Genomic DNA, 25,582 nt, shown 5'->3' on the forward strand with positions numbered 1-25,582 from the left:
CATGCGCGGTAACCATTACCTCTCTTCTCGTTGCACCCACGCTTTCCCACTCATGCGCGGTAACCATTACCTCTCTTCGTGTTCCACCCACGCTTCCCCGCTCATGTGCGGTAACCATTACCTCTCTTCGCGTTGCACCCACGCTTTCCCGCTCATATGCGGTAACCATTACCTCTCTTCGCGTTCATCCCCTCTCCTGCAGATGTCAGGAGCCACTGGGCGATTTTCACAAACAAAGTTCAACTAAAGAATTACAGCTAATCTGATTTTAGCTGTGTAGATCCCCCAAGCAACGACAGCTGCAAATGCAGCTCACAGAGAGATCTACTTGGGAGCCATTTGGGCGTTATCCGCTAATCCTCTGTACTCTCCCCCTCTCCAAACAAAAAAAGCCGCCTCAAAAGTCGCTTGCACACTTTTGAGACAGCCTATTCATTTCTACACTTGCGTCAACGCAAGCAGCTCGCGGAAATCAGAGATAAGCGCATCCGCTCCTTGCAGCTCTTCCTTACGCCCGTACACGGCATAGGCGCAGCCGACTACGCCAAGCCCGTTGCTCTTGCCGGCTTCCACGTCGGAGGAACGGTCACCGACCATCCAGGCAGTCTTGACTCCATGGTCCTCCATGAGCCGCGCTACGAGATGGATCTTCGACGCAGTTCCATACTCTCCCGCACTGTACAATCCATCGAACAACGGGGCGATCCCCTTGTAGCGGGCAACCTCTTTCACATAGCGCTCCAACCCGTTGCTGGCCACAAACAAGCGGAAACCTTGCTCCTTGAGTGACTGCAGCGTCTCCGCCACATGCGGATACAGCTCGCCCTCTCCGGCCTCCAAGCCCTCCAGCTCATACTGGAGCAGCAGCTCGTCAGCCCGTCTCTGAGCGGCCTCCGTACCGTCCGGCATTACCTTGCGCCAGATATCCTCCAGCAGCATGCCAAGGCAGCCCAGAAGCTTCTCTACCGGCGGCGTTGGCTTCATATACAACCCCTCAGCACGGAGCGTTTCGAAGATACGCTCATGCACGTGAATAAGCAGCGTATCCGTTTCAAACAATGTACCATCCATATCAAATATAATAGCCTCAGGCCGCGACAATGTAACGTTGCTTTGCAAGAAGAAATCCCCTTTTCGCATTATTGCCCTTTATCATACTGGAAAAGAAGACCGTCACGCAACCTGCATTTACCATTTGCCGGGATCGATATCTTTCGGTCCAAGTCCATCCCATACATTCGTAATGTTCGCTTGCTCCGGATGTTCAAACACGAGGAAGGCCGTCGGCAAATATCTGCCCTCGCTGCTCTTCGTCGAAGGTTTGTTGATGACGTGATCATCATTAACCAGCACAGTGGATGACCCTCCGTCTAAATTAGCCGCAATGACCGCCCCGCGTTCCAGCATGATTTGCTGTACATCGTATAGATTCGCTCCAATGCTATGACCGGGCTGTCTGCCGTCGATGACCACGAAGAGAATAGCGCCATCTTCCCTCTGTCCCATCGCCGTCCTGGGCGCAATTCCCCAGCCGTCCGCAGCATTCTTAATAAGCCCCTTGCCATTCACAATAATGCGGGGCTGGAACGTCACGGCTTCCTGTACCCCCATTTGCTCCAGCTCGGTGAGTGAATAGCGGCCCGCAACCATTTTGCCATCGCGATCCAGTCCTACGACTTGTGTGGTTTTCGATTTGCCCAAATCATCATAGAAGAGCTTACCTCCGGACATGACGATGCCAATCGGCTGAAATCCATTCCCCTGCCAATTCGGATCCGCAAAACCACCGCCATTCACGCCTGCTATCGCCCCGGTCCGCTCCACCATACTGCGAACGCGTTCACCGCGGCCTTGTTTCGCCGGAACCCCAATGCGGATTTTCGTTGGATCATTCACCGTCATGACATACCCGCTGTACCCTGTACCGGAAATCTCCTCGATTTCAACGAGCGGCTTTGCTTCCGGCTGCGTACTGACAGGTACGGCTGTCTGGTTCGGCTGCGGCTGAGGCTGCAGCTGTGGATGGATTTCATGTGTGTCTCGTTCTTCGCCCATAGCATTAAATCGCTGCTGATATTGCTGCACGCGCACGTCCAGCTCGTGCTGCCCGATTATGTACTTTGCCCAGTGCCTGTGCTGCGTTGTAATAAGCGTATCCGCCATCAGATAGCGAAAGTTGCTGCCGGAAGGTGTCAGCAGCAGCCACCCGATTCCGGTGATGCCAAGCATCAGCAGAATCATCCCGCTTATCGTCATGATGCGGACCATTCGTTTCCAGCGTTTTCTGAATCCATGGTTGGTCGTCGCTTGGTGCTGTAGTGGCGTGTCAGTACGATTTATAGTTGTTTCTCTCGGTGTCGATACATTCGATTGTATGTCCATCCTCCGCCCCGCTTTCCCAGACTTCAAACACATTGTACCTAGTAAACGCGAGGCGGAATATAAAAGTTTCAGTCGAAAGGGGCTTTTGACAAAACTAGTTATAATTCGCCAAAAATTGCTTATCCAAAACCAAAAAAGCCGGCTCCACGCAAGGGCCAGCTTCGTACTTATAGATCGATTGAACACGAGTTCAGAACACTTTCTTCGTGCTCTGATCGGCTTTTATCATCTCGACCGCTTCTTTGAAACGCATCGCATGGACGATCTCACGCTCACGCAGAAATTTAAGTCCATCCTGCAAATCCACGTCGTCGGTCATGTCGATAATCCATTGGTACGTCGCACGCGCCTTCTCCTCGGCTGCAATATCCTCATACAAATCAGCGAGCGGATCGCCTTTCGTCGCGATATAGGCTGCCGTCCACGGCACTCCGGATGCATTGCTATAAAACAGCCCGTTATCGTGATTCACATAACTCGGAGCGAGTCCCGCTTCTTCCAACTGCTTCGGCGTCGCATCTTTCGTAAGCTTGTAGATCATCGTAGCGATCATTTCCAAATGGGCAAACTCCTCCGTACCTATATCGGTAAGCAGGCCAATCACCTTGTTGGGAATCGAGTACCGCTGATTTAAATACCGCAGCGCCGCTGACAGCTCGCCGTCGGCCCCGCCGTACTGCTCGATCAGATAGCCGGCCACCTTAGGATCACATTTGCTGACCCGAACGGGGTACTGGAGCTTCTTCTCATAAATCCACATGGAATCTCCTCCTCTCCTTTCTACACCAGCATGTCAGCTCCTATACTTGCCAAGGCCATGGGCATTCGACCCACTGCCACGGGTATTTGGAGTAGCTGTGACCAAATTGCATGAGCGGACCGTATTGCATCTCGAACTGCAACGCACATTGCTGCCGCTGCTGCGCCAATTGATTGAATTGCTGAAGAGCCTGAAGGTCATTAGGATGCGTATCGAGATAAAGCGTCAACTCGACCAAAGCAAAGTCCAGCTGCTGCAGCTCAAGCAGCTTCTTATAATAATTTTCGTCCAGCTGCTTATTCATCCTCCTGCCTCCTCATCGAGCTTTTCGCCTCATAGGGACCGTATAATGCCGGCCAAAGCGTCCCTAATTTAAGTGCATCTGCCAGCGAGAACTGCGGTAAATTCATCGGCTGATAGGGTATAAATTCATTCGGCGGCACGTAATAGGATTTCACATATTTAGGCGGGCAAGGATCGAAGGGACCTATGAAGGGGTACCAATCTCGTGTCGGCTTTATCGCATTCACCTGCATTCTCCTCCTAATAATCGAATCTGACCGGAGCAGTAACAAAATTCCATTTCTAATCATATGACATTCGCCCAGTAAATGTTCCTATAGATTATGTAGATCGTTCATTTTGATTTCCCGGGGAATAGTGCTGGCCGACAAAGCAAAAAAAGCTGACACCAACAATCATCCATGATGATTGAAAGTGCCAGCCTCAGCTTCTAAATCGCTATTCCTTCTCTTCCTGTTCTTGCAGCTCGGATTGTTCCGTTTGCTTCTTCACGCGGTAGATAAACACACGCAATACGCGCAGACGTTCACTCTCCGCTACTTCAAAGGCGAAATCATCCACTACAATCTTTTTGCCCTTATCCGGGTTACCCTCCAGCTGCGTGAAGAGCCAGCCTCCGATCGTATCGACGTCCTCATCCTCGATATCCAAGTTAAACATATCGTTGATTTCTTCGATCAGCATCCGGCCGTCAACGGAGGTGACATCTCCTTTAACGACAATGTTAGGCTGCTGATTATCGAATTCGTCATGAATTTCGCCGACGATTTCCTCCAAGATGCTCTCCGTTGTGAGCATTCCCGCAGTTCCGCCGTACTCATCCACCACGATAGCCAGTTGTGAATGCTTGCGCTGCATCAGCTTCAAAACATGGCTGATCTCCATCGATTCCGGCACATTCAATATAGGACGAAGATATTTATGGATGGACTGCTCTTCATCGGGATCAGATGTGAGTAAATCCGTAATATGTACAAATCCGATAAGCTGATCCTTATCCTCCACACAAACCGGATAGCGGGTATGTTTGGTGGCGTAGACGATCTTCATGTTCTCTTCAAAAGAATGATCGGCATAGAGACAGTCCATATCGGTCCGTGGCAGCATGACCTCGCGAGCCAGCCTGTCGCTAAATTCGAATATATTATCGAACAAACGAAGTTCATCCTTGTCGATAATACCGCTCTTGGCGCTTTGATTCATCAGAATGCGTATTTCTTCCTCGGTATGTGCCGAATCATGCTCGCTGGCAGGCTGAACGCCAAACAATCGCAGCAAGCGATTTGCCGATCCGTTGAGCAGCCAAATGACAGGCAGAAACATTTTGTAGAAGAACAGCAGCGGCATTGAAAGCCACAGGGATGTTGCTTCCGATTTCTGGATCGCCAGCGATTTGGGAGCAAGCTCTCCAAGTACGATGTGCAAGAAGGTAATGACGAGAAATCCAATAATGATCGAAACCGTATGTACGAGCGTCTCATCGGTCAAACCGAATTTGAAAAACAACGGTTCAACGATCAGATCAGAAATGGCCGGCTCCCCTACCCAGCCAAGGCCAAGAGAAGCTAACGTAATCCCGAATTGCGTGGCCGACAAGTACGCATCCAGCTTTTTATTGACTGTCAATGCGTATTTCGCCCTCTTATGCCCTTCGTTGGACAACTGAGTCAGCCTTGATGAACGAACCTTCACCAAGGAGAACTCCGCCGCTACGAAAAAACCGTTCAACAATACAAGAATAAGGACTACACTTAAGTTTAACAGAATTCGGCCTGCTTCAAATTCATGCAAAGGCTTCGTCCGCTCCTCTCATCGGCATATCGCCGCTCTATCTATATTATAGGATGGCTTGACGAGTTCCAAAGTCGACATCCCGGTAATACATATCTTTCACGAGCAGGTTCGGTCCGCAGCAGGATGCAGCCGGGCAATGACAATCTACGCTGCGCGCCAGCGGGTGTGCAAGCCATCGGCCGAACAGTTCGTCTAACCGATCTGATCCAATGTTACCGAACGCCGGAACATCGGAGAAATCAGTGACGAACACATCGCCGGTAAATAAATTCACATTCAACCGATTGCGGCCATCGGGATCGTTACGCACGGTTACAAGCGGTGCCGTCGCCAATCTCGCAAGCAGCTCGCGATCTTCCTTCTGTTCATTACAGTGGTAGAACGGCAGCGTGCCGAAGAGCATCCAGACAGAAGGGTCTCGGCTGTCCAGCAAGGAAGCAATCGCATCTCGCATCTGCTGCTTCGAAATGACAGGCAAATCCGCCGCGAATGCACTCGGGTACATCGGATGAACTTCATGACGCTTACAGCCCATTTCAAGAATCAGCTTGTGGATCTCCGGCATTTTATTATAAGTCCTGAAATTAATCATCGACTCTGCCGATACGAATAATCCGCCGTCACTTAATCGTCTTGCATTTTCAATCATGCGGTCATACATACGTGTTGCTGTTTCCTTCGAAACAGGATGCCCGCTTTTGGCAAAGCCTATTTGGTGAAAATCCTCACTGCTCGTGTAATTGAATGAAATGTGCATCACATCCAGGTAAGGCGCGATCTCCTCATACCTGCCATAGTCCAATGTGACATTGGAATTAATTTGTGAAGCTATGCCTCTACTGCGCGCATACTTGAGCAGCGGAATCATATATTCGCGCACGGCTTTCGCAGAGAACGTCGGTTCTCCGCCGGTAATACTAATCGTCTTCAAATGCTCGACTTCGTCCAATCTGCGCAGCAGCGTATCGAGCGGCAGCTTCGCAGGCTCCGCCATTACCAATGTGTCGCCAACGGCACAATGCTCGCAGCGCATATTGCATAAATTGGAAAGTGTCATCTCTACACTTGTCAGCACATGCCGACCATGCTCGCGCAGGGAAAGAATGGGATCCCACGGATCGTTCGCGGGCGTGAATAACAGCTTTGAATCCGGTTGTACAAAAGGTATAGCATTCTGCATTTTGTTTCAGCACCTTACTTTGTCATGATAAACGCACGCTCTTAAATAACTTTCTTTTATTGTAATGTCCGAAGTCGCTCGTTGCAAACACAATGGCGCAAAAAAACGAAAAGGAGCCTGCTCGGCTCCCCGGACTTCCGTATTGAATTGGGTTGCTGGAGCAGTTGCAACTTCTCAGCTTCAGTAAGCCTCCGCAAAAGGTTGATCTTCGTTCACGCCTACGATCATTGTCGTCAACTGCTTCGACAAGTCGACTTCGTAAGGCACCTTCAGCTCTTCACCCTGCTCGTCGTTCAGAATTCGAACGACAGGCCTGTGCGGACAAGAAGCGTTAATATCTACGACGACGCCGGTCTCTCCGGAATGAAACTTCACCGTGATGCCAAGCGGGTAAATGGCGACTTTATCGCGGAACAGCTGAAGCATCCGCTGCTCGTATAATGTGCCCGTGCCTGCATATAGGGATTCTACCGCTTCGTGCGGAAGCAGCGGATTCCGATAAATGCGAGTTGTCGTCATCGCATCATAGGAATCAACAAGCCCAATCCATTTCGCATACTCGTGAATCTCGTTGCCTTTAATGCCGCGCGGATATCCGCTGCCATCCAGCCGTTCATGATGCTGATAAGCACAGTGGGCAGCCAGCAACGGAATATTCGGTTCATCCTTTAACAGATAGTAGCCGCGTTCCGCATGCCGTTTCATTTCCTCGTATTCATCTCTCGACAGCGAGCCTTGCTTCTTGAGAATGTTCATGCTAATCTGCGTCTTGCCGATGTCATGCAGCATGGCGCCAAGGCCAAGCGTCATCAGCTCGTCCCTCGAATAGCCGTTCGCGATCCCGAGCAAAGTCGTATAGACGGAAACGTTCAGCGAATGCTGGAACAAGTAATCATCCACGATGCCCATGTTCATGAGCATAATCATAGCATCCTTCTGATCCGTCAAATCATCGATAACCATCGTCATTATTTGTTTGAACGATTTCGCTATATATGGATAAGTTACGCCGCTCTTCCGATTAGGACGATCCATTAAATCTCGGAAATTCGTCCTAATCTCGCTAAGCGCCCTATGTCTGGTTTCTTCGCTTATAATGTCGGGAATGATCAGATCAGCTGTTCGCGGATCTTGAATGTAGACAAAATGTACGCCGCATTCATAAAGGCGAGTGATCAATTTTGCCGTTAATTCGACATTTTCCCCAAGTAGGACCAGTCCATCCTCGGAATATATCTTTTTAGCTAGTCTCATGCCCGGCCGGCACATCTGTGTGGGCAATAATCGCATCGTATCGACCCCTGCCTTGCATCTATTTTCCTAAATTTGTAGGCTAGGCAAGAAGAAATGCTAGGCCGTTCAGTGTCGGCGTGGTAAGTTTCTTCCCTGAAAATACCAACGAAGCACGGATTGAAAATCCAATACTTTCTAGTATTTATTAAAACCTCGTAATGTTACTGTAAGGGATTTGCGAAAAAAGAGCAATAACCGATTCGCCAAATATCGACATATTCGCGTTATTTTTATTAGCTCATCACAAACAGCCAGAACAAAGCCGCCAATACAAAACGGTAAATAGCGAAATGCGTCAATCTTACCTTCTGGATGAACCGCAGGAACAAGACGATGACAAGCCAAGCAACAACGAAGGAAACGAGGAACCCTACGATAAAGAACATCAAATTGTCGCCCTCAATAAACTTGTAGTTGTCGAGCATTTCATAGCCGGTAGCCGCCACCATGATTGGAATTGCCATTAGAAACGAGAAGTCAGCTGCAGCTTTATAGCTTGTCCCTGTCAGCATACCGCCGGCAATCGTAGAGCCCGAACGGGAGAAACCCGGCCATAGCGACAAACATTGCAGCAAGCCGATACCCAAAGCCTGCTTATACGATATATCATCCATCGTTTCAGATACGACCTTGATGCGACGAGACTTCTGAAGCCGCTCGGCAGCGATCATATAGATCCCGCCTACAACGAGCGAAATCAAAACCGGGGTCTGATTAAAACCTTCGCCTTTTATAATATCCTTGAGAAGAAAGGCAAGCAGCATGGCAGGCACAATTCCGAGCGCAACATGGATCAAATTCAATTTGCTTGTTTTGCGTCTTCCGGAAGAAAGCGTACCCAGTGATTGTTGTTTGCGCGATAAACCAAACAAATCGAGAATGCGATCCCAATACACGATGGCCATCGCTAATATAGCGCCGAGCTGAATGACAATTTCAAATGTAACGATCGCCTGATCGTCCGATGCTATTCCAAGCAGCTTATTCGTCAAAATCATATGGCCCGACGATGAAACGGGCAGAAACTCCGTTAACCCTTCTACTATACCTAAAATAATCGCGTGAATAATGTCTCCCATTTGATCCTCCTAAGGCGTTTTTGAAACTTGATTTAGTCTTCAATCCAGCGCTGCCGATAGCTATCGGCTATTGCCGCTTTATCGAGCAGCTCCTGCTCCAGCACATCGCGTATAAACTCAGGCAAATAATAGGTAACGTCCGTGCCGTATTTGATTTTCTCATAACCGACCCCAAAGGTAAACATATCGATCGTCCCAACTATGTAGACCCCGTCCTCCTGTAAAGGATGACCATTCACTGCAATGGAGGATATTCGGTTGTAGTTCGGTCGTTCCGGCGAATAGTGGATTTCGAGTCCGTCTACGGCAAGCGTGCCGAGGACCAGACCGCGGAAACCGAACCCGCGGATCGGTTTATCCACGTACTCGCGTTGGAGTGCTTCTTCAAGCGACAAGCGGATCTCAGTGCCGGTCAGTTTCATCCGGCAGGGATTTATCGGCGACGGGCAGAGGGCATGCAAATCGCCTGTCGTCACTTCTCCTGCGGCGAGGCCGCTGAGCAGCTGCCCCGTATTGACGATGCCAATCTCGGCATCGGCTTTGCGCCGCAGGCCTGCGGCGAGCAAATTGGCGAGCGATGTTTCGTGCTCGCTGCTTGCAGGCATAGGTTCGTCCAGCACGGTGATAACCCGGCTTAGACGTTGCCTGCTATCCGCTTTAAAGCCGCTGATCAGCGCTGTCGCCTGAGGCTGTTGACTCCGCGCCTCCATCGGTACGCATTTCGCACGGAAGATCGGCCGATTCGTTGTGCTCTCCATTCTAATCTCCACATGCCCGATATATTCGCCGAATTTTCCTGCTGCGCAGAGAGACGTCTCCCCGATCACTTCAGGCTCTTCGAATAAATGATGCGTGTGGCCGCCAAGGATAAGGTCGATACCCGCAATTTCAGCTGCCATCTTGCGATCCAGCGTAATGCCTACATGCGACATTATCACTACCACATCCACTTGAGATCGCAGTATGGCAACTTGCTCTGCCACGGCCTGCAGCGGATCTGTTGCATCCCAGCCAAGAAGTTTATAAAACTCTGCGAAAGCTGCCGTCACGCCTGTGAGGCCGATGCGCAGCTTCCCTTTATTAACAATCGTGTTAGGAAGCAGCCAGGATGGACGTTTGCCATCCTCCAGCTGATAGAAATTGGCGCATATCGTCTTGAAGGCTGCTCGTGTACCGTAAGCTTCCGTAAGCTGCTCCGATGTAAAAGTCAGCCCCTCATTGTTGCCGATCGTTACAACTTCATACCCAGCGGCATTCAGCATATCAATGTTTGCTAAGCCATCGCTTGCTTCCGTTTCTACGCGCATGCGGTCCATATGATCGCCGATATCCAGGGTTAGTACATGCTCAGCCCCGTATATACGTCGTGTCTCCTCGATGTATGCAGCCATCTTGGCCGCTTGCTCCAAACGACTGTGAATGTCATTGCTATGTAACAATACGACATCTGGCGCATCCGTTGCCTTATCTCTCATGCTTGCCTCCCGCTTGCAAGGACTACCGCTTTAATCGCATCTCTTCTGCTGAGAAGGTTTGCTTGAAGCCGTAGGATACTTCCCCGCGTTTCTCTTGGTCATGGATGAACTTGCATACGACAACGCTTTTTACATTTAAGCATTCGCTTGAACCATGGGGCACATACAGCCGTATAGGCCCGCCCTTAGGCAGGGGTGCTCCGTCGATGGCATACTGCACGGCAGCATCCTTCAATTGCTCCCAAGGAATAAGGGCCTCGAACGTATCGACGGCTTCTACTTTCAGATGGGTTGGAAGTGGTGCATCGGGAGCGATCCCTTGGCTGCCGCGCCATGCTTCAAACCATGCACCGAAATCGAACGCTTCCCCGGTACCAGCGGCGATTCGACTTGATAACGGAAAGCTGCTGCCTGCCAATTTCGCCATTTCCTCAGCTGTCAGGCTAACAGGGTCTTGATCTGTATATGCGATTGTAATCGAAGTATTCCCCGATTGAACGGTCATGCTAATCCCTCTCTTTTCCCCGATAATAATATTATCCGCCGATCTGAGACATCCGTCTTCCGGTAGGCTCATGGCTTTGCGCCTCATTCGAAAGCTTCGCCGCCATTTCATGATTAAGCGGTTTAATCGCCATCGCCTTGCTAAACAGCTCAAGCATCTTCTTCTCGTCCCCAAGGGCAGGCTTCACATTCAATTCATCTACCCAATACAAGCAAGGATGAATATGTCCGTCGGCGGTTAAGCGCAGTCGATTGCACCTAGTGCAAAACTGATCACTCACGGGATGGATAAGTCCGAAAGAGCCTTTGCCGCCTTCAATCCGGTAATCGTCGGAAGGACCATTCCCCTGCACATCATGAATCTGCTCAATATTCAAGCCATTCTCCTCAGCGATTTCAAGAACTCTCGTTAGAGGCAAATAATGATTGCGCCAATTGTCATCGGCATGGCCGATAGGCATATATTCGATAAATCGCACATGAAGCGGTTGATCGTGGGCCATACGCAGAAATGCAGCGATCTCATCCTCATTGACGCCTTTAAGCAGCACGCAATTGAGCTTAATCGGGGCAAACCCGACTTGGGCCGCGACCTCTATGCCTTTCAAAACACGCTTCAAATCACCGCGTCTGGCAATAAATTGAAAACGAGCAGGATCGAGCGTGTCCAAACTAATATTTACTCGGTTCACGCCGGCCTCTCGAAGTGCCTCGGCTTGATCAGCAAGAAGAACGCCATTCGTCGTCATGGAGATGTCCTTGATGCCCGGAATGGCTGCGAGCTGCCGGACCAAACCTGCCAGACCCGGGCGGACGAGCGGCTCTCCACCGGTAATTCTAAGCTTGGTAATTCCCAGACTCGCACCTGCGCGCACGACCTCTGTGATTTGATCATAACTAAGCAGATTCTCCGCGGGTTCAAACTGTACCCCTTCCTCAGGCATACAGTACAGGCAGCGTAAATTGCAACGATCCGTAACGGAAATACGCAAATAATCATGAACGCGTCCAAATCGATCTGTTAATGCGGTCATTTTCCGCTCACCTCCTCGGTTCCCCAGTCTCTGCCTCTAGCATAACATTTTTGGACACATTATGGTATGCTATGGAGACCATTAACATTACGATAGCGAGAGGTTAAACACATGTCTGTAAAATGGAATATCCACCTTTTTGCCGGTCTGTCCGAGCGTTTCGGAGGGGCTGTCATCACGCTTGAACTGGATCAAGCCGAGCTAACCGTGCACCAATTGAAGCAGGAGCTGATCGCTCGTTACCCTGCAGATTCCTCATTGATTACGATTTCGTTCATGGCCTGCAATCAAGCTTACGCCTCAGATGAGCAGCTTTTACTGGCAAGCGACGAGCTTGCCCTGCTCCCTCCTGTATCAGGCGGGGAAGAAGCGGAACAAGACGAAATCGAGCCCTCAGCAGCTCCTGCCAGCCGCTTTGTCGTGACTGAACAGCCGTTGTCGGTAGAAGCGATCACGGCTATGGTCATTGTGCCTGACAACGGCGCTGCCCTTACATTCACCGGCACGACCCGGGAATGGACGCATGGCGTGCGGACCGTACGTTTGGAGTATGAAGCATACGTCCCGATGGCCGTTAAGACGCTGCAGCAAATCGGCGACGAAATTGAAGCGCGCTGGCCCGGAGCCAAGGTTGCTATCGCACACCGGATCGGCGTCGTCGAAATTGCCGAAATCAGCGTCGTCATTGCCGTCTCTGCCCCTCATCGCGGCGATTGTTATGAGGCAAGCCGATACGCCATTGAACGATTGAAACAAATCGTTCCGATATGGAAAAGAGAAATTTGGGAAGACGGTTCCGAGTGGAAAGGACATCAGTTAGGTCCGTGGAACCCCGTTACTCCACTATAAAAGGTTCTCTGTTGCTTTTGTTCCAAATTTTAGGAGATATAAACAGGGTAAATAGTACTGTTTTTTTAGCGCTGTCATTGTCAACACTGCATTTTATTGCTACCATGGTCTTATCACTGCTTAGCCTAATTGATAAGTCATTCGAGGTGAATTATGCGGATTCATGTGACGGAACTTAGAGACGGAGATAAATTAAGTAACGATACATTCAACGGCTACGGACTACATGTACTTTCTAAAGGTACTGAACTATATGCCAGAGAAATTTCCAAGCTGTTTCAGCATCAGATCGAATATGTCGATATTATCTCAAGGAAACAAGTGGAATCGGCTCGAACAATAGAATCAGGAATCAACCCTAAATGGATACCTACCGTACAGCCCATCTACCAAGATACGGTAAACGGCTACGAGCAGTTGTTTCTTGAAGCGATGCAGAGCGGCAAAATTATCGAAGATGACGTCGTACATACGTTTCAGCCGCTGGTAGACAATTTCAGAATGGAACGCGATGTTGTTTCCATGCTGCTTCTGCTTAATACCAAGGATGATTACACCTATCAGCATTCCGTTCAGGTGGGAATGCTTTCGTACTACTTATCCTCTTGGCTTGGCTACTCCGAGAAGGAAGCGGTTAAGATCGGACAAGCCGGTTTCCTCCATGATATCGGCAAATGCCAGATCACGGACGGAATTCTTAATAAGCCCGGCAAACTCTCTGATGATGAGTTTGAAATGATCAAGAAGCACACGATCTACGGCCATCAAATTATTAAAGCTTCGTTCGGCGAGTCCCTCGCCGCAACGGTTGCCCTACAGCATCACGAACGCATTGACGGCACTGGATATCCTAACCGATTGAAAGGCGATGACCTTCATCCCGTTTCCAAAATCGTGGCGGTCGCCGATGTGTATAGCGCGATGATCTCCTCCCGCGTGTACCAGAAGAAACGCGATCTGCTCTTCGTTCTAAAGGAACTGTATCGGATGAGCTTCACCGAGCTGGACGCCTTTACAACGCATACCTTCATTAAACATATGATTCCTAATTTTATCGGCAAGCAGGTAGAGCTCGTATCCGGTGAAACGGGAACGATCATTATGACTCATCCCTCCGAATTTTTCCGTCCATTGGTTCGCATCGAGGATCGTTTCGTAGATCTTACCGTCCTGCGTAATCTTGAAGTTAAACAAGTCTTCATGTAATTCACATACCATCATCACAAAAAAACTCCGAACCTCTTGTAGAGGATTCGGAGTTTTTAATTTGGTGTTTAATCGTACAGTATCGAATCGGATTAACCGATCGAGCCTTCCATCTCAAACTTGATGAGACGGTTCATCTCAACCGCGTATTCCATCGGCAGCTCTTTCGTGAACGGCTCGATGAAGCCCATTACGATCATTTGTGTAGCTTCTGCTTCGGTAAGACCGCGGCTCATCAGGTAGAACAGCTGATCCTCGGAAACTTTGGAAACCGTCGCTTCATGCTCCAGCGTAATGTTGTCGTTCATGATTTCGTTGTACGGAATCGTATCCGACGTCGACTCATTATCCAAGATTAGCGTATCGCATTTAATGTTAGCCTTGGAGCCTTCGGAGTTACGGCCAAAGGAAGCCAAGCCGCGGTAGGTTACTTTACCGCCGTGTTTACTGATCGACTTGGAGACGATCGTCGATGTCGTATCCGGCGCCAGGTGAGTCATTTTTGCGCCTGCATCTTGATGCTGGCCTTTACCTGCTACTGCGATCGAAAGCACCATGCCTTTAGCGCCGCGGCCTTTCAGAACGACTGCAGGATATTTCATCGTCAGCTTGGAGCCGATATTACCGTCAACCCATTCCATTGTCGCGTTTTCTTCGGCAACGGCGCGTTTAGTAACAAGGTTGTAGATATTCGGAGCCCAGTTCTGAATCGTTGTATAACGGCAGCGCGCATTCTTGAGAACAAGAATTTCTACTACTGCGCTATGCAGCGAGTTCGTGCTGTAGATCGGTGCCGTACAGCCTTCAACGTAGTGCACGAAGCTGTCTTCGTCCGCTACGATCAGCGTACGCTCGAATTGACCCATGTTCTCGGAGTTGATACGGAAGTACGCTTGAAGCGGAATTTCGCATTTCACGCCTTTTGGCACATAGATAAAGCTGCCGCCGGACCATACCGCACTGTTCAGAGCCGCGAATTTGTTATCTGCCGGAGGAATGATCGTACCGAAATATTGTTTGAAGATCTCCGGATATTCGCGAAGAGCGGTATCGGTATCCGTGAAGATAACACCTTGCTTCTCCAGGTCTTCTTGCATGCTGTGGTAAACAACCTCGGACTCGTACTGAGCGGATACACCTGCAAGGAACTTCTGCTCTGCTTCAGGAATACCCAGCTTGTCGAAGGTTTCTTTAATTTCAGTAGGAACCTCTTCCCACGTTTTGCCTTGCTTCTCGGAAGGACGAACATAGTACTGGATATCGTCGAAATCCAGATCGTCCATGTTGCCGCCCCACTTAGGCATAGGCATTTTGTAAAACTGCTCCAGCGCCTTCAAACGGAATTCAAGCATCCATTCCGGCTCGTTCTTGATCTCCGAAATCGTGCGAACGATCTCAGGAGTCAGTCCTTTACCGGATTGGAAAATCGCTTTATGTTCATCGCGAAAGCCATATTTATAATCTTCTAAATCAGGCATTTCTTTAGCCATCGTAATAGCCTCCTACCATACGCGGTAACCGCGCTTTATTGTTTCTGATGTTCAATTCCCTTGCGCAGGGCATTCCACGAGAGTGTCGCGCATTTGATGCGAGCAGGGAATTTGCTGACGCCTGACAAAGCTTCGATATCTTCCAGCTCTTCAAACTCAGCCTCCCCGCCTTTGATAAAGGTCGAGAATCGTTCCGCAAGCTCAAGCGCTTCTTCCGTTGTTCGGCCTGTCACAGCTTCGGTCATCATCGATGCCGAGGACATGCTGATCGAGCAGCCTTCTCCGGTAAACTTCGCTTGCTTTACAATGCCGTCTTCCACTTGAAGCTGTAATGTTATGCGGTCGCCGCACGTTGGATTGTTCAAGTTAATCGTAAGCGAATCTTCGTCCAAGGTGCCGCGGTTACGCGGGTTTTTGTAATGATCCATAATGACACGGCGGTATAAATCATCCAATTCCATAACCGAAGAACTCCTTTGTCTGCTGGAGGCCGTCAACAAGCCTGTCAACGTCCTCTTCGGTATTGTATAGATAAAAGCTTGCTCTGGCTGTAGAAGAAACATTCAAATAACGCATCAACGGCTGGCAGCAGTGGTGGCCTGCACGAACCGCAATCCCCTTCGTGTCAAGCACGGTTGCTACGTCATGAGGATGGACATCATTCAAATTAAATGTGACCAGACCCGCACGATTATCGACAGGTCCGAATATCGATATGCCATCGATGGTGCTAAGACGCTCGTACGCGTAAGCAGCAAGCTTATGCTCGTGCTTCTCGATTTCATCCAGACCGATTTCGGTTAGGAAATCAATCGCTGCGCCAAGTCCGACTGCGCCGGCAATAATCGGTGTACCGCCTTCAAACTTCCAAGGCAGCTCCTTCCACGTGGAATCATGCAGATCCACATGATCGATCATTTCGCCGCCGAATTCGATCGGCTCCATCTCTTCAAGCAGCGCCTTCTTGCCATAGAGTGCACCAATACCTGTCGGCGCACACATCTTATGACCGGAGAACGCGTAGAAGTCGCAATCCAGATCTCGTACATCCACCTTCATATGAGGCGTGCTTTGCGCGCCGTCGACGACCATCTTAGCGCCATGACGATGGGCAATAGCGGTGATTTCTTTGATTGGATTAATGACGCCAAGCACGTTCGACACGTACATGATCGAGACGATTTTCGTCCGATCTGTAATCGTTGCTTCCGCATTCTCGAGCGTGATGGATCCGTCTTTCTCAAGCGGGATATATTTGAGCGTCGCGCCGGTTGCTTTCGCTACCTGCTGCCAAGGAATCAGATTGGAGTGATGCTCCATTTGCGTGATGACAATTTCGTCGCCTTCGCCGCAAACGGCTCTGGCATAGCTCGAAGCTACTAAATTAAGGGCCGTAGTCGTACCGCGGGTGAAAATAATTTCCTGCGTGCTTGCCGCATTCAGAAACGCCGCAACCTTCTCGCGTGCGCCTTCGTATGCGTCTGTCGCTCGGGAGCCGAGTGTATGAACGCCGCGGTGAACGTTGGCGTTGTCCATCTCATAATACCGGCTAACAGCATCAATGACAGAACGCGGCTTCTGTGAAGTCGCCGCGCTGTCCAAGTAAACGAGCGGATGGCCGTTTATTTGCTGATGAAGGATCGGAAATTGCTCTCTGATCGCTTTTACATTCATCCTTCCAGCTTCCTTTCCAGCAGACGCTGGAGCTGTTCTCTGACCGCATCAATCGGAATCTCCGAAACGACAGGGGCCAAGAAACCATGAATGATCAAACGCTCCGCATCTTTCTTCGAAATACCGCGGGACATCAAGTAGTACACCTGCTCCGGATTCACTTGTCCGACGCTCGCCGCATGTCCGGCTTTAACGTCGTCTTCGTCAATCAGCAGAATCGGGTTCGCATCGCCGCGCGCTTTCGGGCTTAGCATCAGTACTTTCTCTTGCTGCACGCCGTTAGACTTTGTTGCACCCTTCTCGATCTTCGTAATGCCGTTGATGATGGCTGTCGCTGAATCCTTCATCACGGCACGGGTAACCATGTTACTCTCCGTATTGCGTCCGAAATGAACCGCTCCGGTTGTCAGGCTCATCTGTTGCGAGTTTGTTCCAATGCTGATCACTTTAGCGTCGGAGTTCGAACCGTTGCCTTTAAGCAGCGATTGCGTGTCCGAAAGCGTGTGGCCGTCATGCAGATCACCGATGACCCATTCGATATTGCCGTCATTCTCAACAACGGCGCGGCGAATCGTCAAGTCGATTACATTCGCGGACATATGATGAACCGTAGCGTAACGAACATGCGCGCCGGGCTTCACGATAACTTCAATAATGGATTGTTTTGCAATAGATTCTGCACTTTCACCGTATGCGCTAACTACGTTATCTACATAAGTTACACGGCTATGGCTGTCAGCTACTACAAGAACACGCGGAGCAAAAGTAGCGCCCGCATCTTCACTGAAGAACAGTGCCTGCAAAGGAAGTTCAACTTCAACGTTCTTCGGAACGTACAGGAAAACGCCGCCGTTCCAAATCGCCGATTGAAGAGCTGTAAGCTTATTCTCATCCTGCGGTACAACGCTGTACAGATACTGCTGCACCAAGCTGCTATGTTCACGTGCTGCTGTTTCCAGATCCTTGAAAATAACGCCTTTAGCAGCAAGCTCTGCCGACAGCTGTTGAAGCACGCTTGTGCTGTTGCGCTGAACAACTAGACCCGCTTGTGCACCTGCGACCAATTCTCCGATGGAGCCCGGAAGCTCGCTTACGGAAGCGATGGCAGATTGCGATTTATGGTTACCGATCGCCGCCAGATTCCAACGGCTGATGCGGACTTTTTCGGGAGTGGGCCATTCCAGCGTTTCCGCCAATTCAGCACCTTTAATTCTTGATTCCTCAAGCCATGCCGGCTCGCCTTTGCTTTTCGATAAAGCAGAAACTGTCTGGCGGTTAACCGGAGTTGATAATTGTGTACTCATTTCACTTGCTCCTCCTCCGATTAAACCTGTCCGACGGTTTCGTCTACGATGCCAAGTTCTTCTTTAACCCAGTCATAGCCTTCGTTTTCCAGACGCTCAGCAAGCTCAGGACCACCGGATTTAACGATACGGCCTTGCATCATAACGTGAACGAAGTCAGGCGTAATGTAGTTGAGAAGACGTTGGTAGTGCGTGATGATCAAGAATCCGCGCTCTTCGGAACGCATGGTGTTCACGCCGTTAGCTACGATTTTGAGAGCATCGATATCGAGACCGGAATCGATTTCGTCAAGCACGACGATTTTCGGATCCAGCATCATCATTTGGAGAATTTCATTCCGTTTCTTCTCGCCGCCGGAGAAACCTTCGTTCAGGTAACGGTGCATAAATTCCGGATTCATTTCAAGCTCTTTCATCTTGCCTTCCATTTGGCGGATGAATTTGATCAGAGAGATTTCTTTACCCTCTTCGCGGCGTGCGTTAATCGCGCTGCGCAGGAAGTCGGAGTTCGTTACGCCGCTGATCTCGCTTGGGTATTGCATGGCAAGGAACAGACCTGCGCGTGCGCGCTCATCTACGCCCATCTCCAGAAGGTCTTCACCGTTCAATTCAACCGCGCCTTCTGTAACTTCATATTTTGGATGACCCATGAGAGCCGATGCCAGCGTACTTTTGCCTGTACCGTTCGGACCCATGATGGCATGAACTTCTCCACCTTTTATTTCAAGGTTGATGCCCTTTAAAATTTCTTTGCCTTCAATGGCTGCTTTAAGGCCATCGATTTTGAATTGTGTTGCCATGGTAAACTGCTCCCTCCAGATGGTTCGGACGTTTCTGTGCAAAACGAGTTTGCCTCCACAAGGACGGCGAACCGTTTATGCTTATTGAAACAATTCCTCTTTTAGAATTATTCTAAATTGATTCTCAGTGATTCTCAATTATATTTTAGTATAGTTTTCATCGTAAATCAATGTTACTGTGCCTACAACCTAGCCTAGCTTGTACCGGATAGACCGAGTGCGTCATGAATTTGACTTATTCTCTGATTAAATTCGTCATCCGATAATACCGGCTGTGCGCCAATGACGGCAAGATCGTCCGGAAGATTCACCCAAGATTTGCAACCTGAGTATTGATCCTGCATAGGCAGTGTAAGCGGATTCTCAAGCTTACTTACACGAAGCAGCAATAGATGAAGCGGCTTGCTTCGTTTCCACTTCAACCTATCTTCGGCAAATGTTTCGGTCCAAATATGGAAATCCTCTAATTTGTTCAACGTTTCCTGATCGAAGATTTCAATATCCTCGACTGCCTCAGCCACTGCATGGATCTCGATCGTGGTCGCACCGGGTTTCCATTCTCCCATAATTTGGCGAACGTCTTCCCGGAAAGGCTCCTTCAAAAGCTCCGGTCTTTGATGCTCGAACGCAGGCATGAAGTAAAAACGAGGCGCCTTCAGCTGAAAATCTCTCGTCTCCTCTGAAATTCCGCCTTTGCGAAGCACCATAATTTGTTTGCCTTCGGTCAATGCTTTTACCGCAACCGCCCATTCCTTGAGCGCGATCGGCTGCAATTGATCGGTCTTAATCACCATTTGTATCACCCTCGTTCCTTAACAATTACATGTATTATAGCAAAGCAAGGTATTCCAACGCGAAAAAAATTTCGCTATACTATATTTATTTGGGGTCAAACGTACGAACGAGAGGCCCATGGGAAATATCAACTACATTCCGGAGGTGGGCTATTGATGTCTACATATCATCCATTGAGTGAAGCAGAAGCTATTGAAATAGCGCGTACAATCGAAGGTGTTTTTGAACCGGGCGCGGAGCTGGTCAGCCGTGAAATCGGAGATGGCAATTTGAACTTAGTATTTCATATTTCGGATCCGGCTGCAGGTAGCAGCATCATTTTGAAGCAAGCACTGCCTTACGCCAAGGTTGTAGGTGAATCGTGGCCGCTTACGCTTGATCGCGCACGCATCGAGAGCGAAGCGCTCATTCTTGAAGGTCAGCTTGCTCCCGGCCTGGTACCGAATGTTTATCTGTATGACCAAGACCTCGCGCTTACGATTATGGAGGATCTGAGTGATCATGTCATTATGCGCCAAGGGCTCATGAACAGCGGTCGTTATCCGTTGTTCGCCGAACATATCTCCACGTTCCTTGCACAGACGTTATTCTTCACTTCCGATCTGGGGCACAATCAACAAGAGAAGAAGCTGCGTACAAGCGGCTTTATTAATCCGGAGCTGTGCAAAATAACGGAAGATCTTATTTTCGATCATCCTTATACGGATGCGGATACGAATAGCTTCGACCCGGCGATCCGCGATGAAGCTGAAGCACTGTGGAACGATGGCGCGCTGCATCTTGAAGTAGCGCTGCTTCGCGAGAAGTTCCTCACGCATTCGCAAGCGCTGCTGCATGGTGACTTGCATACGGGCAGCATCTTCATTACACCGGAATCAACGAAAGTCATCGATCCGGAATTCGCTTATTACGGACCTATGGGCTTCGATATCGGCGCTGTCATCGCGAACCTGTTCCTGAACTTCGCTTCGCGCGAAGGCTGGGATAAGACTGCTGCGGAGCGCGAGGAATACCAAGCTTACCTGCTGCAAACCGTGAAAGACGTGCTGGAGAAATTCGAAGCGAAATTCCTTGCCCTATGGAACGAGCAAGGGGTTGACCGTCTGGCAGGTTCTGCTCCGGGCTACAAGGAAAATTACATGCAGCGCTTGCTCCAAGACACGATTGGATTCGCCGGCTGCAAGATGGTCCGCCGCATCGTAGGTCTTGCCCATGTAGCGGATATCGACAAAATTCAAGATGCCGCAGTTCGGGAACGCGCGCAGCGCTTGGCGCTTCGCATCGGCAAAACGCTGATCACTTCGAACCGCAGCTTTACTTCTGTTAACCAGCTTATAGATGCCGTTCAAACAGCGAACGCAGCTGTTAAGGCATAACGAAAGGAAACGATCATAATTATGGAATCCACAACCAATCAAGCTCTGCAATCCGTCATCTGGGCAGGAACTCAGCTTGACCTGCTCGACCAACGGCTGTTGCCTGAAGAAATCGTCTATCTCCCGCTGGTTACGACGGAAGATGTCTGGGAAGCTATTCGTCATCTTAAAGTTCGCGGAGCTCCGGCAATCGGCATTGCAGCTGCATACGGTGTTGTCCTCGGCAGCCGCGATATTGGGGACGGAATCGCAGAGTGGCTGCAAGCCGTGAAATCCTCCGCGGCTCATCTTGCGACGTCCCGTCCGACGGCAGTGAACTTGTTCTGGGCGCTCGATCGCATGACGGCTCGCGCAGAAGTCCTTGCTTCAAGCGGCGCAGACCTGTCCTCCTGCAAGGAATCGCTGCTGCAAGAAGCGATCACGATTCAAAGCGAGGATGAAGAAACGAACCGCCTGATCGGCGAACACGCGTTAACACTGTTCCAAGACGGCATGGGCGTACTTACGCACTGTAATGCCGGCGGACTTGCCACGGCCAAATACGGTACTGCTCTGGCACCGTTCTACCTTGCTCTGGAGCAAGGCATTAAGCTTCGTGTATTTGCGGATGAGACACGCCCGGTTCTGCAAGGCGCTCGTCTTACCGCATTTGAGCTCCAGCAAGCAGGCGTGGATGTTACGCTTATCTGCGATAACATGGCCGGCATGGTGATGAGCAAGGGCTGGATCGATGCCGTCATCGTCGGTACGGATCGTGTTGCCGCGAACGGCGACGTCGCAAACAAGATTGGCACCTACAGCGTCGCTGTCCTTGCCAAAGCACACGGCATTCCGTTCTACGTGGCTTGCCCGCTGTCCACCATCGATTTGAATACGCCATCCGGCACTGAAATTCCAATCGAAGAACGCCATGAGAATGAGATTACCGAAGGCTTCGGTAAACGCACGGCTCCTGTCGGCGTGAAAGTCTACAATCCGGCATTCGATATTACGCCGAATGAATATGTAACGGCGATTATTACGGAGAAAGGCATCATTAAGCCTCCGTATAACGTCAACCTGAAGAAGCTGTTTCAAGCCGAATAATCTCACTTAACGACAAAAAGGGTTGCCTCAACGTTAGCGTAAGCACGCTGCCTGAGGCAACCTTTCCTTATGTCAACGAATCATCTATACCATCAAGAGAAGCGCGTCAGCGCCCTTCATGCCAACCGTAATCCCGAGCGACTCCGCGCCTTCCGTTATGGACTCCAGCGGCGCAGCCATCAATTCCTCCAAAGTCTTCACACCTACCGCACGGCCTGCAATGATGCCTCTGTCTTTTAACCGTTCGTTCAGAAGAGCAACATCCAGTGCACCGCACATGATATAACCCTTATCCGTCGTCACGGCAAGCAGCGTTGTCTTAGGAAGAAGCACCTCAACTCCGAGCGCCGTCACGCCTCCTTCGAGCGTTATGGGAACCATTCGCATCATCCGAACCACCTCCTTCCACCCTCGCAGATCGCAGACAACCTCAAGCACAAATTACTTCTTCACTATATGCTTTCAGTCGGTGTGAAGTGTTATGAGAATGCCTAATGGGCATTCTCCTTTTTCGGTCAAAAACGATCCGGCAAACACTACATTTATTAATATATTAATGTTATAGTTATAATACTTTATGACGACATGGAGTGGCATAATGAACCTATCAGATAAACTAACAGCGAAACAGTCCTCCCACCTGTTTAATGTCGACATTCTCGTAGAAGGCGAAACCAACGCAGTTGCTATGGAGAGGCTGCTTCATGCACTCAATCAATCCGGTTTTGCCGACTTCCGAATTAAATCCGGCATTGAATTGGGACGTCTCATCGAAGCATTGGAAGCCGGTTCCGCCGGCAAGCAGAAGGACAAGGAAACGAAAGCGCCAAGAAATACGGCCAAGCAAGATCCGGCAGCTTCCCCCGTGCCGCAGCCTGCTCCGCCGGCTGAACTCGACTTAACCTTCGTAACGGATCGTATTAAAGCATGCATCGCGGAGAATCGCCTGATCCGATTAATGGTGAATAAGGGCTTCGGCGTAAAGCTGAACATCCCCTGCCGTATTATTAATTTGGATGAATCGTCCCAGATGCTGACGGTTTATCATGTGGATGAGAAGCAGGTCTATTCGTTTAAACTTTACGAAATTGACGAGTTTATATAAGAAAAGGAGCCCTCCGCGGAGAGCTCCTTTTTCCTTTAAACGGCTTGTTTCAGAATATCCATGATCGCCGCGCCGCGAACCGGCGGACTCCATAAGAAGCCCTGCATTTCATCGCAGCTGTGCTCCTGCAGAAATTGCTTCTGTTCCTCGGTTTCTACCCCTTCGGCAATGACTTGCAAGTTCAAGTTATGCGCCATTGCGATAATAGCGGCCACGATTGCGGCATCACTCGGATCTTGCTGGATGTCCCTGACGAACGACCGATCAATCTTCAGCCTTCCGATCGGCAGGTTTTTGAGGTAATGGAAAGAGCTGTATCCCGTTCCGAAATCATCGATGCTGATCGTCACGCCAAGCTTCGTCAGCTCCAGCAGGCAGCCGGAGGCATGCGTGACATCCATCGTCATCGTTTCCGTGATTTCCAGATCGAGATAGCTGGCATCGAGTCCTGTCTCGTGCAAAATGTCCGCAACCTTCTGATGCAGATTTTGCTGCATGAATTGGCGAATCGATAAATTGACCGATACGGGAATTTGACGAAGTCCGGCATCCTGCCATGCTTTATTTTGCCGGCATGCCTCTCTCAGCACCCAATCTCCGATTTGTACGATCAAGCCGTTCTCCTCGGCAAGCGGAATAAATTGGCCCGGCGGTACAAGTCCGCGCTCGGGATGCTCCCAACGCACGAGTGCTTCTACCCCCACCATTTCGCCTGTGCCGAGATGGTACTGCGGCTGATAATGGAGCACGAACTGCTCCTTCTGGAGCGCGATCTTCAAATCATGCTCAAGCGCCAAACGCTCTCGCGAGCTGTCATCCCATTCCTCGGAATAACACAGGTAATCGTTCTTGCCGCTATCCTTCACCTTAGCCAATGCCAGATCGGCCTTCTTCACCAGGAGGCCGGCATCGTCCCCTATGGCATGATTAACGGCAATCCCGATGCTCGCCGTGATATGCAGCGGGAAACCTTGCAGCTCGAATGGCTCATCCAGCAGCCTCTTAAGCTCCTTCGCTTTGCAATCCAACTCCTGAACGTCGCCGGCATGGGCATATAGAATTGCGAATTCATCGCCTTCCATCCGTGCCGCCGCATCCATCTCGGTCAGTCCGCGGGTCAGCCGCTCGGCGACCTGAAGCAGCAGCATATCGCCAAACTCGCGGCCGAAGGAGGCATTGATCAGCTTGAAGCGATCAACATCCAGCTGGAAAATCGCCAGCTGTCCCACATCCCCCCGGACCCTCGCATCCGTCAGGCGGTCATCCAACAGTTTCATGAAGGAATGCCGGTTCGGCAACCCTGTCATATCATCGTAGTTCGCCATGTAGCGAATCCGTTCCTGGACGCGGTTGCGGTCGCTCACATCTTGACTGATAATTAACACGCCGATGCAGCTGCCATTGCGAATAACAGGTGCCGTATTAATATTTAATTTAAACGAGTAGCCGTAAGAATGCTTAATATCGATCGTCATATCCGTAAGATCGCCTTCGAGCATCTGCCCGAAAGCAGCTAAGATGCCTTCCTCGTTGGTCGAGTCAATCAGCGGGAAAAATGATTTGCCCAGCAGCTCATGCGCTTCGTAGCCTATTAGTCTGCTTGATGCAGCATTCATTTCCACAAAATTCCCCTGCAAGTCGATAACAGCTAACGGGATCGGACTATACGCCAGCAATGATTCTACAATTGGAGTATGGATCGATTCAGCTTGGACAACACGTTTATGCGTGAAGCTCATTTGCACTAAGCGGAATGCGATTATAAGCACGACCGCTGCTGCTGCAATTTGCAGCCAAATCGCCCAATCATCGCGCCACACGCCGCCGATCAGAATACCGACGAACGTGCATAGGCATGCCAGCCACAACGGGCTGCGAACGCTTTCAAGACGCCTTGATGGCTTGGGCCGAATCGGAGATGTCTCCGCCTGTACTGGCACACTTCATCTTCCTTCCATTCGGCATGATCCGTCACATTTGTTTATTATAAACGATTTTGGTCAAACCTGGATACTGTTTTCCCATCATTACGGCCTGATAGCGTGAAATTTGCAGGTCCAAAGGCCTGAATTTTGTTGAAATTTGACGAAAAT

25 protein-coding genes are annotated in these 25,582 nt (G+C 50.0%); 5 read left to right on the forward strand and 20 right to left on the reverse strand.

Features of this window, described 5'->3' with window-relative positions:
• Window positions 1-438: 438 nt before the first annotated feature.
• From BM412_RS16820 to moaA, 12 genes are all read right to left on the reverse strand, one after another.
• Window positions 439-1,119: an HAD family hydrolase gene (locus tag BM412_RS16820; RefSeq protein ID WP_091220801.1), complete on the reverse strand. Its 681-nt coding sequence runs from the start codon at window positions 1,117-1,119 to the stop codon at window positions 439-441.
• Window positions 1,120-1,188: 69 nt separating this feature from the next.
• Window positions 1,189-2,268 (reverse strand): phosphodiester glycosidase family protein, encoded by a 1,080-nt coding sequence (locus BM412_RS16825; protein ID WP_091220804.1) that lies wholly within the window; start codon window positions 2,266-2,268, stop codon window positions 1,189-1,191.
• A gap of 304 nt (window positions 2,269-2,572) precedes the next feature.
• On the reverse strand, window positions 2,573-3,142 hold the full coding sequence (locus BM412_RS16830) for a manganese catalase family protein (RefSeq protein WP_091220806.1): 570 nt from the start codon (window positions 3,140-3,142) through the stop codon (window positions 2,573-2,575).
• Window positions 3,143-3,182: 40 nt separating this feature from the next.
• On the reverse strand, window positions 3,183-3,446 hold the full coding sequence (locus BM412_RS16835; RefSeq protein ID WP_090981814.1) for a spore coat protein CotJB: 264 nt from the start codon (window positions 3,444-3,446) through the stop codon (window positions 3,183-3,185).
• Window positions 3,439-3,672 carry a spore coat associated protein CotJA gene (locus BM412_RS16840; RefSeq protein WP_256256393.1) on the reverse strand — a complete coding sequence of 78 codons (234 nt, stop codon included), beginning with the start codon at window positions 3,670-3,672 and terminating at the stop codon, window positions 3,439-3,441. Before BM412_RS16840 ends, BM412_RS16835 begins: the two co-directional genes overlap by 8 nt.
• 211 nt (window positions 3,673-3,883) lie before the next feature.
• Window positions 3,884-5,236, reverse strand: a complete 1,353-nt coding sequence (locus BM412_RS16845) for a hemolysin family protein (RefSeq protein ID WP_240547872.1) — start codon at window positions 5,234-5,236, stop codon at window positions 3,884-3,886.
• A 46-nt stretch (window positions 5,237-5,282) separates the two neighbouring features.
• The gene (yfkAB, locus tag BM412_RS16850; RefSeq protein WP_091220811.1) at window positions 5,283-6,419 is read right to left on the reverse strand and encodes a radical SAM/CxCxxxxC motif protein YfkAB; all 1,137 of its coding nucleotides are present in this window, start codon (window positions 6,417-6,419) and stop codon (window positions 5,283-5,285) included.
• A 180-nt stretch (window positions 6,420-6,599) separates the two neighbouring features.
• The gene (locus tag BM412_RS16855) at window positions 6,600-7,709 is read right to left on the reverse strand and encodes an HD-GYP domain-containing protein (RefSeq protein WP_091220814.1); all 1,110 of its coding nucleotides are present in this window, start codon (window positions 7,707-7,709) and stop codon (window positions 6,600-6,602) included.
• Between the two features lie 236 nt (window positions 7,710-7,945).
• A complete protein-coding gene (locus BM412_RS16860; RefSeq protein WP_091220817.1) occupies window positions 7,946-8,791 on the reverse strand; it encodes an undecaprenyl-diphosphate phosphatase in 846 nt (281 codons plus the stop codon).
• A gap of 32 nt (window positions 8,792-8,823) precedes the next feature.
• Window positions 8,824-10,266: a bifunctional metallophosphatase/5'-nucleotidase gene (locus BM412_RS16865; protein WP_091220819.1), complete on the reverse strand. Its 1,443-nt coding sequence runs from the start codon at window positions 10,264-10,266 to the stop codon at window positions 8,824-8,826.
• Between the two features lie 22 nt (window positions 10,267-10,288).
• On the reverse strand, window positions 10,289-10,771 hold the full coding sequence (locus tag BM412_RS16870; protein WP_256256395.1) for a molybdopterin-binding protein: 483 nt from the start codon (window positions 10,769-10,771) through the stop codon (window positions 10,289-10,291).
• A 31-nt stretch (window positions 10,772-10,802) separates the two neighbouring features.
• Window positions 10,803-11,804 (reverse strand): GTP 3',8-cyclase MoaA, encoded by a 1,002-nt coding sequence (gene moaA, locus BM412_RS16875; RefSeq protein ID WP_091220822.1) that lies wholly within the window; start codon window positions 11,802-11,804, stop codon window positions 10,803-10,805.
• A gap of 111 nt (window positions 11,805-11,915) precedes the next feature.
• On the opposite strand from moaA, the gene BM412_RS32785 reads away from it, so the two are divergent.
• Window positions 11,916-12,653, forward strand: a complete 738-nt coding sequence (locus BM412_RS32785; protein ID WP_091220825.1) for a molybdenum cofactor biosynthesis protein — start codon at window positions 11,916-11,918, stop codon at window positions 12,651-12,653.
• A 153-nt stretch (window positions 12,654-12,806) separates the two neighbouring features.
• Window positions 12,807-13,859: an HD-GYP domain-containing protein gene (locus tag BM412_RS16885; protein ID WP_091220828.1), complete on the forward strand. Its 1,053-nt coding sequence runs from the start codon at window positions 12,807-12,809 to the stop codon at window positions 13,857-13,859.
• A 92-nt stretch (window positions 13,860-13,951) separates the two neighbouring features.
• On the opposite strand, the gene sufB is transcribed toward BM412_RS16885, so the two are convergent.
• The 6 genes from sufB to BM412_RS16915 all read right to left on the reverse strand — a co-directional run bounded on the left by sufB (window position 13,952) and on the right by BM412_RS16915 (window position 19,921).
• Entirely contained in the window at window positions 13,952-15,349 is a 1,398-nt protein-coding gene (gene sufB, locus BM412_RS16890) for a Fe-S cluster assembly protein SufB (RefSeq protein WP_090981833.1), read from the reverse strand.
• Window positions 15,350-15,384: 35 nt separating this feature from the next.
• A complete protein-coding gene (gene sufU, locus BM412_RS16895; RefSeq protein ID WP_090981835.1) occupies window positions 15,385-15,810 on the reverse strand; it encodes a Fe-S cluster assembly sulfur transfer protein SufU in 426 nt (141 codons plus the stop codon).
• Window positions 15,797-17,023, reverse strand: a complete 1,227-nt coding sequence (locus tag BM412_RS16900) for a cysteine desulfurase (protein ID WP_091220830.1) — start codon at window positions 17,021-17,023, stop codon at window positions 15,797-15,799. The genes sufU and BM412_RS16900 overlap by 14 nt, the downstream gene beginning before the upstream one ends.
• Complete coding sequence (gene sufD / locus BM412_RS16905) at window positions 17,020-18,327, reverse strand: Fe-S cluster assembly protein SufD (RefSeq protein WP_091220833.1); 1,308 nt, start codon at window positions 18,325-18,327, stop codon at window positions 17,020-17,022. Before sufD ends, BM412_RS16900 begins: the two co-directional genes overlap by 4 nt.
• Before the next feature lie 20 nt (window positions 18,328-18,347).
• Window positions 18,348-19,127 (reverse strand): Fe-S cluster assembly ATPase SufC, encoded by a 780-nt coding sequence (gene sufC / locus BM412_RS16910; RefSeq protein WP_091220835.1) that lies wholly within the window; start codon window positions 19,125-19,127, stop codon window positions 18,348-18,350.
• Window positions 19,128-19,321: 194 nt separating this feature from the next.
• Window positions 19,322-19,921: a DUF1802 family protein gene (locus tag BM412_RS16915; protein WP_091220838.1), complete on the reverse strand. Its 600-nt coding sequence runs from the start codon at window positions 19,919-19,921 to the stop codon at window positions 19,322-19,324.
• A 156-nt stretch (window positions 19,922-20,077) separates the two neighbouring features.
• Here BM412_RS16915 and mtnK point away from each other — a divergent pair, with 156 nt between their 5' ends.
• A complete protein-coding gene (gene mtnK, locus BM412_RS16920) occupies window positions 20,078-21,298 on the forward strand; it encodes an S-methyl-5-thioribose kinase (protein ID WP_091220841.1) in 1,221 nt (406 codons plus the stop codon).
• A 21-nt stretch (window positions 21,299-21,319) separates the two neighbouring features.
• A complete protein-coding gene (gene mtnA / locus BM412_RS16925) occupies window positions 21,320-22,384 on the forward strand; it encodes an S-methyl-5-thioribose-1-phosphate isomerase (RefSeq protein ID WP_091220844.1) in 1,065 nt (354 codons plus the stop codon).
• A gap of 84 nt (window positions 22,385-22,468) precedes the next feature.
• Here the strand turns inward: mtnA and BM412_RS16930 are convergent, their stop codons facing one another.
• Window positions 22,469-22,774, reverse strand: a complete 306-nt coding sequence (locus BM412_RS16930; RefSeq protein ID WP_091220847.1) for a YunC family protein — start codon at window positions 22,772-22,774, stop codon at window positions 22,469-22,471.
• A gap of 208 nt (window positions 22,775-22,982) precedes the next feature.
• On the opposite strand from BM412_RS16930, the gene BM412_RS16935 reads away from it, so the two are divergent.
• Window positions 22,983-23,489, forward strand: a complete 507-nt coding sequence (locus BM412_RS16935; RefSeq protein WP_091220849.1) for a hypothetical protein — start codon at window positions 22,983-22,985, stop codon at window positions 23,487-23,489.
• Between the two features lie 35 nt (window positions 23,490-23,524).
• On the opposite strand, the gene BM412_RS16940 is transcribed toward BM412_RS16935, so the two are convergent.
• On the reverse strand, window positions 23,525-25,429 hold the full coding sequence (locus tag BM412_RS16940; protein WP_256256396.1) for a putative bifunctional diguanylate cyclase/phosphodiesterase: 1,905 nt from the start codon (window positions 25,427-25,429) through the stop codon (window positions 23,525-23,527).
• Window positions 25,430-25,582: the final 153 nt, after the last annotated feature.

Source organism: Paenibacillus sp. BC26, from assembly GCF_900116125.1.
GTDB classification, from domain to species: Bacteria; Bacillota; Bacilli; order Paenibacillales; family Paenibacillaceae; genus Paenibacillus_Z; species Paenibacillus_Z lignilyticus.

Coding starts and splice junctions, on each gene's coding strand:
- BM412_RS16900 (WP_091220830.1), bottom strand. CDS start 17,023: ATGAATGTAAAAGCGATCAGAGAGCAATTTCCGATCCTTCATCAGCAA.
- sufU (WP_090981835.1), bottom strand. CDS start 15,810: ATGGAATTGGATGATTTATACCGCCGTGTCATTATGGATCATTACAAA.
- mtnK (WP_091220841.1), top strand. CDS start 20,078: ATGTCTACATATCATCCATTGAGTGAAGCAGAAGCTATTGAAATAGCG.
- sufB (WP_090981833.1), bottom strand. CDS start 15,349: ATGGCTAAAGAAATGCCTGATTTAGAAGATTATAAATATGGCTTTCGC.
- BM412_RS16930 (WP_091220847.1), bottom strand. CDS start 22,774: ATGATGCGAATGGTTCCCATAACGCTCGAAGGAGGCGTGACGGCGCTC.
- moaA (WP_091220822.1), bottom strand. CDS start 11,804: ATGACCGCATTAACAGATCGATTTGGACGCGTTCATGATTATTTGCGT.
- BM412_RS16855 (WP_091220814.1), bottom strand. CDS start 7,709: ATGCGATTATTGCCCACACAGATGTGCCGGCCGGGCATGAGACTAGCT.
- yfkAB (WP_091220811.1), bottom strand. CDS start 6,419: ATGCAGAATGCTATACCTTTTGTACAACCGGATTCAAAGCTGTTATTC.
- BM412_RS32785 (WP_091220825.1), top strand. CDS start 11,916: ATGTCTGTAAAATGGAATATCCACCTTTTTGCCGGTCTGTCCGAGCGT.
- sufD (WP_091220833.1), bottom strand. CDS start 18,327: ATGAGTACACAATTATCAACTCCGGTTAACCGCCAGACAGTTTCTGCT.
- BM412_RS16935 (WP_091220849.1), top strand. CDS start 22,983: ATGAACCTATCAGATAAACTAACAGCGAAACAGTCCTCCCACCTGTTT.
- BM412_RS16825 (WP_091220804.1), bottom strand. CDS start 2,268: ATGGTCCGCATCATGACGATAAGCGGGATGATTCTGCTGATGCTTGGC.
- mtnA (WP_091220844.1), top strand. CDS start 21,320: ATGGAATCCACAACCAATCAAGCTCTGCAATCCGTCATCTGGGCAGGA.
- BM412_RS16865 (WP_091220819.1), bottom strand. CDS start 10,266: ATGAGAGATAAGGCAACGGATGCGCCAGATGTCGTATTGTTACATAGC.
- BM412_RS16885 (WP_091220828.1), top strand. CDS start 12,807: ATGCGGATTCATGTGACGGAACTTAGAGACGGAGATAAATTAAGTAAC.
- BM412_RS16830 (WP_091220806.1), bottom strand. CDS start 3,142: ATGTGGATTTATGAGAAGAAGCTCCAGTACCCCGTTCGGGTCAGCAAA.
- BM412_RS16915 (WP_091220838.1), bottom strand. CDS start 19,921: ATGGTGATTAAGACCGATCAATTGCAGCCGATCGCGCTCAAGGAATGG.
- sufC (WP_091220835.1), bottom strand. CDS start 19,127: ATGGCAACACAATTCAAAATCGATGGCCTTAAAGCAGCCATTGAAGGC.
- BM412_RS16870 (WP_256256395.1), bottom strand. CDS start 10,771: ATGACCGTTCAATCGGGGAATACTTCGATTACAATCGCATATACAGAT.
- BM412_RS16860 (WP_091220817.1), bottom strand. CDS start 8,791: ATGGGAGACATTATTCACGCGATTATTTTAGGTATAGTAGAAGGGTTA.
- BM412_RS16835 (WP_090981814.1), bottom strand. CDS start 3,446: ATGAATAAGCAGCTGGACGAAAATTATTATAAGAAGCTGCTTGAGCTG.